Origin of the sequence: Tundrisphaera lichenicola (assembly GCF_051175385.1) — a bacterium.
Classification (GTDB): domain Bacteria; phylum Planctomycetota; class Planctomycetia; order Isosphaerales; family Isosphaeraceae; genus Tundrisphaera; species Tundrisphaera lichenicola.
Genome location: NZ_CP195106.1, coordinates 2,718,577 through 2,731,358, shown reverse-complemented (window position 1 = coordinate 2,731,358; position 12,782 = coordinate 2,718,577). Strand labels below are relative to the sequence as shown.

The following is a 12,782-nucleotide window of genomic DNA, read 5'->3' as shown; positions in this document are numbered from 1 at the left end:
TCTCGGGACTCGGGGCGAACCGAGGCCATCCGCCAGTCGTTCGCGGATAGCGTCGACCTCGCCCGTCGTTATCGGCCACCAAGCCGATGTTGCCCTCGCCCCTTACGCCTTGCGGGCGGCCCGGTAGATGCCCCATTTCATGTCACCCGCCTGGCAGAATCCGACCTTCATCTTCCAGCGATCGACCAGGTAGTTCAGGTCTTCCTCGGAGAAGGAATTGAGGAAATCCTGCCGGTTCGATGCGAGCAGGGCCAGCTCTCGCTCAAGGATCTCCACGAAGCGATCGGTCGCGTCCTCGACCTCCACGTCGACGTAACCGGCCCCTTCGAGGAGCTTCCCATAGCTGGCCGGGTCGACGACGTGATAGCCGGTCTTCTCGATGTAGGACCGGAATTCGGGCGACCGATCGCCGACGCCCTTGGCGTAGTCGGTGATGACGAGCTGCCCGCCGGGCGCGGTCAGGTCGTAGAGCCGGGAGAACAGGCCGGGCTTGTCCGGCAGGTGCATCAGGGCGTCGCGGCTCCAGATGATGTCGAACTTATCTTCGAACGGATAAGTGAGGACATCTCCCAGGATCGAAGTCACCGTGGGCGGTGCATCGGCCTCCCGGGCGCGATCCAGGGCGATATTGATCATCTCGGGCGAGAGGTCGACGCCGGTGACGACCGCGCCGTATTTCTTGGCCAGGTGAAACGCCGCGCCGCCGATCCCGCTGCCGACGTCGAGGACCCGCGCGCCGGGCCTGAGCGAGTCGCCCAGCTTCGAGCAGAGGTATTCCGTGGTCTCGTGGCCGCCCGTGCTGACGTAGCCGTGGCCGAAGACCTTCTCGTATCGGAGAATGCCGGTGCGAGTGTATTGCCCTTTGTTGTCGTATGTGCCCGATTCTGCGTTGGTTGCCGTCGTCATGGGTCGCTTTCGGTTGGGTGTCTGGCCGCGTCGGAGGGGTGGGCCCGGCGGTCGGTGTATCGGCATGAATCGGGGCTCCACCGGCCGGATCTTCATGCGAGGACGTCCAATATACCCGGTGTCGATCGGCTCGTCTAAGCCTCCGATCGCGAGGATCGCACGATCCGTTCGGGCGATCTCCGCGTAAATCGGACGCCGGGGTCTTTGCAGGGGCGTGCGATCTCGTTACATTCGGACTTCGCCATAATCCCGGTCATGTCCGAAGGGACGTCCGCCCGCCTCGAACCTCGGTTCGATCGTCCAAGTGCAACTCTCCCCCTCAGATACTGAAATCCGGACGCACTTCCCAATCGGTCGGGATCCTGGAATCTTCACAATAAACCAACCTTCCTTCATCTTTCGAGCCGCATGCTAGATTACCAGGCAACCCGACCGATCCAACACGGCGGTAACCAGTCGGCGATCCGGGCGCGTCTCGGATTGGGCGATAGGCCGCTCCTGGACTTCTCGGCCCCGCTCAATGCGCTGGGGCCGCCCCCCGGTTCCCTCGCGGCAGTTCGCGAAGCGACCGAGGCCATCGACCGCTACCCCGACCCGGGATCGCCCCGCCTGATCGCCCGGCTGGCCGAATACCACGGGATCTCCCCCGATCGGATCATCGTCGGGGCCGGGACCACCGAGTTGATCGGCCTGATCGGCCAGATGTACCGGGAGTCGCTCGGGCGGGCCGGACGCGACCCCGCCCAGTCCGATATCCCCCTGGCCCACCTGGTCGAGCCGACCTACGGCGAGTATCGCCGGACTTCGGCACAGAACGGGCTTTCCACCCGGATCTGGGGCGAGCACGCCCTGGGATGGATCCAGGACGACGAGCCCGAAGGGGCCTCGGGGATCTTCTGGACGGGCCACCCGAACAACCCGACCGGCCGGGCCTGGGAACGCTCTCGGCTCCTCGGCCTGATCAAGAGGAACCCGACCCTCCTGACGGTGGTCGACGAGGCCTACCTGCCGTTCTTGCCCGACGAGGACGAGCGGTCGGTGATCCCGGATGCGGCCGAGCTGGATAATCTGATCGTCCTCCGGTCGATGACCAAGATCTTCGCCTTCCCCGGACTCCGGATCGGCTACGCGGTGGCCGCTCCCGAGCTGATCAACCGGCTCCGGCGATCGCAGCAGCCCTGGAGCGTCACCACCGCCGCCGAGTACGCCGCCATCGCCGCCCTCGACGACGACGAGTATCTCGCACGGACCATCGAATATATCGGGATTGAGTCGGCCCGATTAACGGATCGTCTCTGGGATATTCCGGGACTCCGGCCCGCCTGGCCCGGCCGAGAGCGTCCGGACTGGGCCCCCTCGATGCCCAACTTCGTCCTGGTCAGCCTGGTCGGGACCGCCTGGACCTCGACCCAGCTCCAGGATGCCCTGGCCCGCAGCGGCCTCTTCGCCCGGGAATGCACCAACTATCGAGGGCTGGAAGTCGGCTCGGTCGTCAGCGGCCCCGATCGCCGGTTCGAGACCCGGGGCCACCTCCGCTTCTGCGTCCGGACCCCCTCCGAGAACGATCGGCTCCTGGCCACGCTCTCGAAGATCCTGGCAACTCGCCCTCCGGCCTGACCTTCGCGGGATCGTCCCGAGTTCGGGGCGATCCCGACCTTCCCGGAAACTTCATCGGCGATTCCTCCCGGGTGCGTTGCCGGGGGCGACCGCTCCGGTATCATTGTCCGGCATCCCAGGATGCGGCCCGATGAGCCCGGGGATGGTCGATGATCGTTGACTGAGGATGGGAGCTGCCATGATGACCCGAGCCGATGCTCGCGGTCCCTTCGACGACGCCGTGGTCGGGTCGGGGATTATCGGGCTGGCCGTGGCCCGGCAACTGGCCCTCCGGGGTCGTCGGGTGATCGTTTTCGAACGGCACCCCCGGGCGATGGGAGCCTCGGTCCGGAACTTCGGGACACTCTGGCCGATCGGACAGCCCGCCGGGGCGACTCGCCGGCTCGCCCTCCGGAGCCTGGAGACCTGGCGCGCCCTCTTGCCCCAGGCCGGCCTCTGGCATGCCCCACTCGGCTCGCTCCACCTGGCCTATCACCAGGACGAGGAGCAAGTCCTCCGCGAGTTCGTCGACCGGTCGGGAGAGCAGGGGATCGACTGCGAGCTGGTCGGCCCGACTCGGGCAAGCGACCTTTCCCCTTCGGTCCGGCGGGAGGGCCTCCGGGCCGGCCTGTTCAGCCCGACCGAGATCTGTGTCGACCCTCGCGAGGTCCTGGCCCGGCTCCCGGGTTTCCTCGGTGAGACCCTCGGAGTCCAGTTCGCCTTCGGGAAGACCGTCACCCACTTCGAAGCCCCAGACGTCCGGGCGGGCGGCGAGGACTGGCGGGCCGATCGCCTCTGGGTCTGCTCGGGTGACGAGTTCGAGCTGCTCTATCCCGAGGCATTCCGCGAGCAGGGCCTGGCCCGATGCAAGCTCCAGATGCTCCGGTCCGAGCCGATGGGGACGGATTCGAGGCTCGGGCCGATCCTGGCCGGGGGGCTGACGCTCCGCCACTACCGGTCGTTCGAGACCTGCCCAACCCTCCCCGCGCTCCGCGCCCGGATCGCCGCCGAACATCCCGAGTTCGATCGCTTCGGGATCCATGTCATGGCCAGCCAGAACGGTCGGGGCGAGGTCGTCATCGGCGACTCTCACGAGTACGACGACGCCATCGAGCCGTTCGACAAGGTCGAGATCGACGAGCTGATCCTGAACTATCTCGGGACGTTCCTCGACTGCCCCGGGCTCCGGATCGCCTCGCGATGGCACGGGATCTATCCGAAGCATCCGACCGAGCCTTTCGTCGTCTTCCAGCCCGGACCGGGGGTGACGGCCGTCGAGGCGACCAACGGGATCGGGATGACCCTCTCCTTCGGCCTGGCCGAGCAGGTCGTGGACCAGCAACTTGGAAAGGAATGATCTGATGGCGATCGAGCTCGTCGTATTCGACCTGGCGGGAACCACCGTCGACGATGGAGGGGCGGTGAACCGCTGCCTCCGCGATGCCCTGAAGGCCGACGGCTTCGAGGCCAGCCCCGAGGCCGTCGACGAGGTGATGGGCATCGCCAAGCCGGTCGCGATCCGATCGCTCCTCGGCCTAGAGGCGACCGACGAGCGGGTGGCGAAGATCTTCGAGGACTTCGTCGGTCGGATGTCGAGGTTCTATGCGACCGACCCCTCGGTGGTCGAGATGCCGGGCGCGACCGATGTCTTCCGGGCCCTCCGTCGGGCGGGCGTCGGGGTTGCTCTCGACACCGGCTTCAGCCGGGATATCGTCGACATCCTCCTGGACCGGCTCGGCTGGCTCCGCGAAGGTCTCGTCGACGCCAGCATCACCAGCGACGAGGTTCCCCGAGGGCGACCGCACCCCGACATGATCCGCTCGTTGATGGGCAAGCTCGGGGTGGCCGAGGCCTCCTCGGTCGCCAAGATCGGCGACACACCGTCCGACCTCGACGAGGGGTCGAACGCCGGCTGTGGGCTGGTCATCGGATTCACGAGCGGGACCCACACTCGGGAGCAGCTTGCCCCCTATCCCCACACCCACCTGATCGACGCCTTGGCCGACCTGCCCGACCTGGTGTTCCAGGGCTCGACGATCACGCTCTGAGTCGAGTGCCCGAGAGCCCGGGGCGGTTCCCTCCGGGCTCGGATCGGCTATCATGACGTTCTCGGTCCTGGCGACTCTCCCCGCCCGCCCGCTGATCATCTCGACGGCCCCCATCCGAGGTCCCGATGCTCCCACGCCTCCGACTGGCCTGGATCCTCCCGGTGCTCGCCATGATCGCCCCGCCCGCCCTGGCCCAAAATCCCCCCGATCCGATCCGCTACACGCTCCGATTCCCCGCGCCGGAGTCGCACTACGTCGAGGTCGAGGCCATCGTCCCGACCGGAGGAGCGGCCGATCTGGAACTCTACATGGCCGTCTGGACGCCCGGCTCGTACCTCGTCCGCGAGTACGCCCGGAACGTCGAGAACATGAAGGCCGGGTCGGCCGAGGGGAAGCCCCTGGCGGTCTCCAAGACGCGTAAGAATCGCTGGAAGTTCGAGACCGGAGGGGCCGCGTCGATCCAGGTCTCCTACCGCGTCTATTGCCGGGAGATGGGAGTCCAGACGAGTTGGGTCGACGCCGGTTTCGCCCTGATCAACGGGGCGGGCACTTTCCTGACCCTGGTCGATCGGACGCCCAGGCCGCACGAGGTCACGCTCGTCCCGCCGCCGGGCTGGCTCAAGTCGTACACCGGCCTCCCCGACGTTCCCGGGAACCAGCCGCACCGGTACGTCGCGGCCGATTTCGACACCCTGCTCGATTGCCCGATCTATGCCGGGAACCCGGCCGTTTACGAGTTCGCCGTCGACGGCAAGCCTCACTTCCTCATCAATGAAGGCGAGGGCGGGGTCTGGGACGGTCCCAGATCGGCCCGCGACGTCGAGGCGATCGTCAAGTCGGCCCGATCGCTCTGGGGCTCGCTGCCCTATGACAAGTACCTCTTCTTCAACCTCTTGACCGAGACCGGCGGCGGCCTGGAACACAAGAACTCCACGGTCCTGATGTCGAGCCGGTGGAACACCCGGACCCGGCCCGCCTACCTGGGCTGGCTCGACCTGGTCTCTCACGAATTCTTCCACACCTGGAACGTCAAGCGGCTCCGCCCGGCCGAGCTCGGTCCATTCGACTACGAAACCGAGGTCACCACGAAGAGTCTCTGGCTGGCCGAGGGCGTGACCAGCTACTACGACCGCCTCCTGGTCCGGCGGGCCGGCCTCTGCTCCGTCGAGGAATATCTCGAAGGGAATCCCGGGCCGGGCTCGGACAAGGCCCGGAACGACATCGAGGTCCTCCAGGACACGCCCGGCCGGCTGGTCCAGCCGCTGGAGTCGGCCTCGTTCGACGCCTGGATCAAGTATTACCGACGGGACGAGAACACCGCCAACACCGCCGTCAGCTACTACACCAAGGGGGCAGTCGTCGGCTTCCTGCTCGATGCCGAGATTCGCAAGGCCACCGACGGCAAGAAGTCGCTGGACGACGCGATGCGGCTGGCCTTCGAGCGATATTCGGGCCCGACCGGCTACACCCCCGCCCAGTTCCGCGAGACGACGAGCGAGGTGGCCGGGGCCGACCTCTCGGCCTTCTTCGCCCGGGCCCTGGAGTCGACCGATGAGCTGGATTACGCCGGGGCCCTGGCCTGGTATGGGCTCCGCTTCAAGGCGACCGAAGATGAGAAGGGCAAGGGGAAGAAGCCCCCGAAAGCCTGGCTGGGCCTGACGACCAAGGACGAAGGCGGCCGCCTGACCGTCTCGGTGGTCAAGCGCGAGACGCCAGGCTACGAATCGGGCTTCAATGTCGGCGACGAGATCGTGGCCATCGGCGAGGATCGGATCCTCCCCGAGGTCTGGTCCAAACGCATGGAGCAGTACCGGCCCAACGAGAAGGTCTCGGTCCTCGTCTCCAGGCGAGGGCGCCTGATCCGGCTCGACGCCACCTTCGCGGCCGAGCCGCTCTCGAAGTTCCGGCTCGAGCCCGACCCCGCCGCCACCGACGAACAGAAGGCCCACCGCAAGGCCTGGCTGGGGGATTGATCCGACGCCTGCCGCCCCCTTCAAAATTCCGATCATCGGTGCTCCGCCCCGGAATCCCAAGCAGAGGCGACCCATCCATGCGCAACGACCTGGACGATTCTTGCTCCTTCCCGGGCGACGAGACGGGCGGGGCAACGCTCACGGGGCGGAGGGCGATCCTGAAGGGCCTGGCCGCGCTGGGGGTCGGCACGGCGACGTTCCATCGGGCACTCGCGAGCCGGGCGGCCGACGCGGGCCGGATCACCCCCGCGATGATCCAGCAGTCGGAATGGATCGCCGGCGTGGAGATGTCCGACGAGGAACGGAAGCAGATCGCCGACTCCATCCATCGGAGTCTCGGCTCGTACGACTCGCTCCGCAAGGTCGATGTCGACTATGGCGTCCCCCCGGCACTCGCCTTCAACCCGGCCCCCGGCCTCAGGTCCGTCGAAGGGGTCCGCCGGAACCGGGCCGAGCCGACCGAGTGGCACGCCCCCCTCCGCCCCGACTCGGAGGAGGCCCTCGCCTTCCTGCCGGTGACCGAGCTGGCGAGTCTGATCCGATCCCGGAAGGTTACCTCGACCGAACTGACAAAAATCTACCTCGGCCGGATCAAGCGGTTCGACCCGCTCCTGAAGTGCCTGGTGACCTTGACCGAGGACCTTGCCCTGGAGCAGGCGAGGCGGGCCGATGTCGAACTGGCGGCCGGGATCTACCGGGGGCCGCTCCACGGGATCCCCTGGGGGGCCAAGGACCTGATCGCCTATCCCGGCTACCCGACGACCTGGGGCGCGAAGCCCTTCGTGGGCCGGGTCATCGACGAGAAGGCCACCGTCGCCGCCCGGCTCGAAGAGGCGGGGGCGGTCCTCCTGGGCAAATTCAGCCTCGGGGCCCTGGCGATGGGCGACAAGTGGCAGGGCGGGATGACCCGGAGCCCCTGGGATCCCCGTCGGGGTTCGAGCGGATCGTCGGCCGGCTCCGCGTCGGCGGCCGCGGCGGGCCTGGTCGGGTTCGCGCTGGGGAGCGAGACCCTCGGCTCGATCGTCTCCCCCTGCCGGGCCTGCGGGGCCTCGGGCCTCCGCCCGACCTTCGGGAGGGTCAGCCGTCACGGCTGCATGTCGCTGGCCTGGTCGATGGACAAGATCGGGCCGATCGCCCGCTCGCTGGAGGACTGCGCCCTGGTCCTGGACGCCATCCACGGGTCGGACGGCCTGGATGGGACGGCGGTCGACCACCCCTTCGACTGGCCCCCGAAGGCCGACGTTCGCGGCCTGAGGGTCGGGTATTTCTCGGAGGTCGATCACCCCGACGAGGGTCGAGCCGAGCTGAAGGTCCTCAAGAACCTGGGCGTCGAACTGGTGCCGATCGAGCTCCCCGGCGGGATCCCCGCCGACGCGATCTCGATGATGCTCAGCACCGAGGCCGCCGTCGTCTTCGATGAACTTACGCGCAATCATATCACCGATGGTCTGAATTCGTGGCCCGCCACGTTCCGCCTGGCCCAGTTCGTCCCCGCCGTGGAATACCTCCGGGCCGCCCGGGTCCGGACCCTCCTGATGAGGGAGATGGCCAGGCTGATGGAGACGGTCGACCTCTACGTCGGGGGCCAGGACCTCGTGATCACCAACCTGACCGGCCACCCGACCGCCGTGATGCCCGACGGCTTCTCCGACCGCGACGGCCGCGAGGCCCCCGGCTCGATCACCTTCACCGGACGACTCTACGACGAGTCGACCCTGCTCTCCGTCGCCGTCGCCTACCAGGATGCCGTCGGCGACCACCTGAAACGGCCCCCCCTGGAGCGCTACCTGGCCGAGGAGTCCGAACGGGAGAGGGACGGGGCCGACAAGCCGGCGAATTGACAATAATCAATGTGTTTGTAACTGTTGGTTGACTGGAGGGGTTGGTATGGATTTGATCTTTTCGCTCTTCCAGGCTTACACGGCCGCGAAGGAAGTTGCCCAGGCGTACGGGAGCCTCTCGGACTGGGTTGTCGACGTCGTCAACAGGTGGAGCGATAAGGTCTCGACAGAGACGATCGAAAAGCAGGTTGAGAAGATCGCGATGGCCACCGACGCGGACATTCGCAAGGCGGCCGCCAAGGCGTTCGAGAAGGATGTCAAATCTTCGATCTCGGACCCTCGTCGAGAAGAATTGATCGGGATTCTCTTGAACATGTCGAGGAACGTCCGATATCGAAGCTCGTTCGGCTCGATCGATGGCAGTTTCCTCAGGAGCGAACGAATTCTCAACTCTCTGGTCGAAGGGATCGAGCCGCTCCGCCATCAGGGAGAGCCCGTGGCCAAGGGGCATCCGTGGATCCTCCGACGTCACCTCGGGATGGGGAGCTTCGGCGAGGTCTGGATGGCCGAGAATCCGGGATATCCCGTCCGCCGAGCTTACAAGTTCTTCACCAAGGATCGGCCGGGGGAATGGCTGCGCCGCGAGCAGAATGGGCTCATCGCCATCCTCAAGAGGCTCGGCAACCATCCTAATATCGTCAAGTTCGTGGACGTGCAAACAGACAATTGCGAATATCCTTTCCTCGCCCTGGAATATCTCGGCGGGGGTTCCCTGGAAGAGTGGATCATCAAGGACAAGGAGCGCAGACCGGCCATCGAGCCCCGCGAGATCATCCGGCAGGTGGCCTCCGGATTGGCCGCGGCGCATGCCCAGGGGATCTCGCATCGCGACATCAAGCCGGCCAACCTGCTCCTGACCGAAGGCCCCGACGTCCGGGTCAAGATCGGCGACTTCGGCCTGGCCAAGGTCTCCAGCCTGAGGCGAGAGGGGGGCACGCAACTCGCATCGCTCGCCGGGCTGGTCGGCACCGGCCTCTACCTCCCGCCCGAGGCCCAGCAGCGGAGCGTCAAGCGGAGGTCGGCGCAGGATGATGTCTTCGCCCTGGGCGTCGTCTGGTATCAACTGGCCGTGGGCGTGATCGAACGACCGCCTTACGACTTCGCCGAGAGGCTGAGGTCGAAGGGGCTCGATTCGCACACAATCGGTCAGATCGAACGTTGCCTGGCCCACCCGGACCGCCGTTTCAAAGATGCCGGAGAAATCGAGTCCGCCCTGGGAGATACCCCACCGACGCCGATCGAGCCCTGGCCACCGGGCCAGCCCAACATCCAGTATCTGGCCCAGGAATATCTGGCGACCCTGGCGAAGTGACCCTCGAAGGCTAACCCGCGACGACTCCCAGGATTCGCTCCAGGGCGTCCTGCCCGACGAACGGGCTCTGGAGCCGGAGCAGTTCGCCGCCTCGCTTCCAGAAGAGGTCCCCCTTGCCCAGCAGGTTCTCGGCCTCGGGCGAGCCCAGGATCAGGTTGCTTCCCCCCTTCGAGGACACCTTCAAGGCGATCCGGCCCGGCAGGTTTTCGCGAAGGATGGGCGTGACCACGTCCTTGTCGGGCCGTTGGGTGGACAGGATCAGGTGGATGCCCGCCGCCCTCGCCATCGCCCCGATTCGCTTCAGGAGGGCCGTGACCAGTTTCTTGGATTCCTTGTCTTCGAGGAAGCTGGCGAACTCATCGATGATGAGGACGATCCTGGGCAGGAACTCCGCGGGTAGTTCCGAGACGTTGGACAGCTTGCGCTCCTCCAGGAGCTTGTAGCGACGGTCCATCTCGGTCATGCATCCCTGGATCAGCGGCAGGGCTTCGTCGATATCGTAGGCGATGGGGGCCCGGAGATAAGGGCTGGTCCCCCGGAGGTTGAAGGTCACTCGCTTGGGGTCGATCAGGAGGAATTGCAGATGGTCCGGCCCCAGTCGGGCCGCCAGCGTGGCGATCATCGATCGGAGGAATTCACTCTTGCCGCTGCCAGTTGTCCCTGCCACCAGGATGTGGCAGTCCGAAGGCTCGGCCAGGTTCAACCAGTGGGTTTGCCCGCCCACATCCTTGCCCACGGGGAAGGCGGGCTTCCCGGCCAGATTTTCGGGAGCGTCGGCCAGGGCCTCGGCGAGCGTCACCACGGCCCGGTCGGGCCGCTGGATGTCGATGCTGATGCACCCGGCCTGCGAGCCGACGATTGGCACGACCTCCAGCCCCAGCGAGATCCGGAGGTCGACCGCCTTGTTGCAGATGCTCATGAAGTTCGTCTTGCCGACCGGACGAACCCGGAGCCGTGCGAAGGTCGGCCCGATCTCGAATCCATCCGGCTCGACCCCTTGACCCAGCAGGTTCAACTTCTTGACCGCCCCGACCAGCTTCTTCTCCGCCCAGGCATCCAGGTCGGTCGAAGGGGGGACGGGATTCGGGGCGACCGGGATTGGCGCGGGATTCGTCGCGACCGGTGAAGCGGGAGGGGTGACCGGGGCCGGTAAGACCGGAGCCGGGGGGATGCTCGTCCCTGAAGAAGGTTGGTCGACCGGGGCGGCGTGGGCGACCTTGGCCATCGCCCTCTTCCAGCCGCCGAGCATCTTGAACAGGTCGATATTGTCGATCACGCCGGTCTTGATGACCAGATCCCGGCAATCTTCCGCCGAGAGCGTCACCCCGCCCAGGACCAGTTCCCGGGCCTCTGCCCGGTCGATCAGGGCGGTCAGGCATTCGGTCGCGTGATAGGTCGAGGGGTGGTCTTCCAGCGGCATCAGCCGAAGTTTTCCCTTTCGCTGGGCCTCCTCGAAGCTCGTACGAGCCGCCGTGCCCAGGTCGAGATCGCGCTTGGGGTGGATCAACAAGGTGCCGTCACCTTGTTCGGATGCGGCGAAGAGGGCCTTGAAATAGTAGCTGAAATTCTTGGCGGCCTCGATCTTGGTCAGGGCCACGACGATTCTCTGGGAGGCTTCGCCCGGCTTTGTGCCAACGACGACCGAAGCCCCGGGCCTCCGGCCTGGGGGAGTGGCTTTCAGCGCCTTGTCGGCCACTTCAAGGATCCGGACACCTCCAAATGGCCTCATCCGCTGCGCCGACTGGGCCAGCTTCAAGGCTTCGAAGATCCCTCGATAGAGGCGGTCTTCCGAAAGGTAATCCGCCGAACGCTCCGGATCTTTACCGATCGCCTCGATTTCTCGATTCCATTCGCGGAGGAAGAGGACGGAGGGGTCGATGTCCGACCCGACCCCCGACTTGAATTTGATGGGCTGCGAACGATCACCTCCGGCCCATTCGTCGAAGAGTCGGTCGGATTCCTGGATCAAGCCGCGAGGCGTCGGGATCATGTCGCGGACCAGGGTCGCGAGCGATGCCTCGTCGAACGGCCATGTCGGCGCCATGTCGACTTCCCGACCAGTCCAGGTCGCCATCCGGTTCCTGATGAGTCGGATCGCCTGTCCCGGCTTCATTTGCTCCAGGCGTAATGGTGGATGACGGACCCGCATCTTGAACGCGGCGAACGCGTTTTTGTAGAAATTTTCCCATTTGTCATGGAAACAACTGACGACAATTTGAGTCGGAACGCTTTGTAATAAATCCATGAGATCGGCCGTTAATTCGTTTAACACATTCGAGGATTCCCCTTTCAAGACCGACTCGATCTGATCGCAACAAATCATCATTGGCCACTGGAAGCCAAACAAAGCCGGGATCGCTTTCAGAACGTCGAGCGGAGTCGGGGGCGTATCACCAAACCCGAGCGTATTTAAGTCGGCCTCGGGCAAGTCCTGCCCCTGTAGCCAGCGTCGGGCCATCGAGGGCCAGGGGGCCGGGGCCCAGCCGAGGGCCAGGGCCCGGACGATGCTCGCCTCGGAAGGCAGGACCGAGACGAGCGAGTCCGCCAGTTTCAAACCGGACCCGGCGATTTGACCTTACGGATGACTTCCAAAACGGCTTCATCGGACTCGCCGAGGCGAAGCCGGATCGACTCATGCCGTGCCGCAAGAGTCGGTGGGAGCGCGTCGAAGTACGAGGAGAACTCGGGTCGGCAAATCCGCGCCAGGGCGAGTTCGAGCGGAGAACTCCCCCCCTCAGGGACTCGGAACAGAGATTCCACGACATGCCAGCGGATATGGTCGAGTGGAGGCGTTTCCCTCTCGAACGCGGGCACGAAGGCGAAGAAGACATCGTGACCGACGAGGTGCTCGATCCGCCCGAAGAGGTGGGTCTTGCCGTAGCCGGGAGGGCCGGTCATGGCCGCGATCACCTGCCCGGGGTCGGGCTCAGACCTGCCCTTGAGGCGTCTTACCTCGGACACCAACCACCTGGTGACTTCTTGATTGAGGTCGGGGATGTCCCAATCGGGGCGGAAGTCCCGGCTGGAGTTGAGCCGGTTCTCCCGGAACGGGTTATCGAAGGTCATCGGCCGTTATTCCTCAGGCAATGATATAAAAGATGGTGGC

Annotated in this window: 9 protein-coding genes; 6 read left to right on the top strand and 3 right to left on the bottom strand. The window is 65.7% G+C overall.

What is annotated here, in order from left to right; genetic code table 11:
• Positions 1–102: 102 nt before the first annotated feature.
• Positions 103–906, bottom strand: coding sequence for a methyltransferase domain-containing protein (locus P12x_RS10810; protein WP_435010873.1), 804 nt, complete (start codon positions 904–906; stop codon positions 103–105).
• A gap of 408 nt (positions 907–1,314) precedes the next feature.
• Between P12x_RS10810 and P12x_RS10805 the strand changes: the two genes are divergently transcribed.
• The 6 genes from P12x_RS10805 (at position 1,315) to P12x_RS10780 (ending at position 9,676) form a co-directional block, all read left to right on the top strand.
• A complete protein-coding gene (locus P12x_RS10805) occupies positions 1,315–2,523 on the top strand; it encodes a pyridoxal phosphate-dependent aminotransferase (protein ID WP_435010872.1) in 1,209 nt (402 codons plus the stop codon).
• A 178-nt stretch (positions 2,524–2,701) separates the two neighbouring features.
• Entirely contained in the window at positions 2,702–3,859 is a 1,158-nt protein-coding gene (locus tag P12x_RS10800) for a TIGR03364 family FAD-dependent oxidoreductase (RefSeq protein ID WP_435010871.1), read from the top strand.
• A gap of 4 nt (positions 3,860–3,863) precedes the next feature.
• On the top strand, positions 3,864–4,550 hold the full coding sequence (locus P12x_RS10795; protein ID WP_435010870.1) for a phosphonatase-like hydrolase: 687 nt from the start codon (positions 3,864–3,866) through the stop codon (positions 4,548–4,550).
• 125 nt (positions 4,551–4,675) lie between these two features.
• Positions 4,676–6,523, top strand: a complete 1,848-nt coding sequence (locus P12x_RS10790) for a M61 family metallopeptidase (RefSeq protein ID WP_435010869.1) — start codon at positions 4,676–4,678, stop codon at positions 6,521–6,523.
• Between the two features lie 77 nt (positions 6,524–6,600).
• Complete coding sequence (locus tag P12x_RS10785; protein WP_435010868.1) at positions 6,601–8,364, top strand: amidase; 1,764 nt, start codon at positions 6,601–6,603, stop codon at positions 8,362–8,364.
• Between the two features lie 46 nt (positions 8,365–8,410).
• Positions 8,411–9,676 (top strand): serine/threonine protein kinase, encoded by a 1,266-nt coding sequence (locus tag P12x_RS10780; RefSeq protein ID WP_435010867.1) that lies wholly within the window; start codon positions 8,411–8,413, stop codon positions 9,674–9,676.
• A gap of 10 nt (positions 9,677–9,686) precedes the next feature.
• On the opposite strand, the gene P12x_RS10775 is transcribed toward P12x_RS10780, so the two are convergent.
• Positions 9,687–11,720: an FtsK/SpoIIIE domain-containing protein gene (locus tag P12x_RS10775; protein ID WP_435010866.1), complete on the bottom strand. Its 2,034-nt coding sequence runs from the start codon at positions 11,718–11,720 to the stop codon at positions 9,687–9,689.
• 506 nt (positions 11,721–12,226) lie between these two features.
• Complete coding sequence (locus tag P12x_RS10770; RefSeq protein ID WP_435010865.1) at positions 12,227–12,742, bottom strand: hypothetical protein; 516 nt, start codon at positions 12,740–12,742, stop codon at positions 12,227–12,229.
• Positions 12,743–12,782: the final 40 nt, after the last annotated feature.

Coding starts and splice junctions, on each gene's coding strand:
- P12x_RS10790 (WP_435010869.1), top strand. CDS start 4,676: ATGCTCCCACGCCTCCGACTGGCCTGGATCCTCCCGGTGCTCGCCATG.
- P12x_RS10780 (WP_435010867.1), top strand. CDS start 8,411: ATGGATTTGATCTTTTCGCTCTTCCAGGCTTACACGGCCGCGAAGGAA.
- P12x_RS10795 (WP_435010870.1), top strand. CDS start 3,864: ATGGCGATCGAGCTCGTCGTATTCGACCTGGCGGGAACCACCGTCGAC.
- P12x_RS10785 (WP_435010868.1), top strand. CDS start 6,601: ATGCGCAACGACCTGGACGATTCTTGCTCCTTCCCGGGCGACGAGACG.
- P12x_RS10805 (WP_435010872.1), top strand. CDS start 1,315: ATGCTAGATTACCAGGCAACCCGACCGATCCAACACGGCGGTAACCAG.
- P12x_RS10810 (WP_435010873.1), bottom strand. CDS start 906: ATGACGACGGCAACCAACGCAGAATCGGGCACATACGACAACAAAGGG.
- P12x_RS10800 (WP_435010871.1), top strand. CDS start 2,702: ATGATGACCCGAGCCGATGCTCGCGGTCCCTTCGACGACGCCGTGGTC.
- P12x_RS10770 (WP_435010865.1), bottom strand. CDS start 12,742: ATGACCTTCGATAACCCGTTCCGGGAGAACCGGCTCAACTCCAGCCGG.
- P12x_RS10775 (WP_435010866.1), bottom strand. CDS start 11,720: ATGGCGCCGACATGGCCGTTCGACGAGGCATCGCTCGCGACCCTGGTC.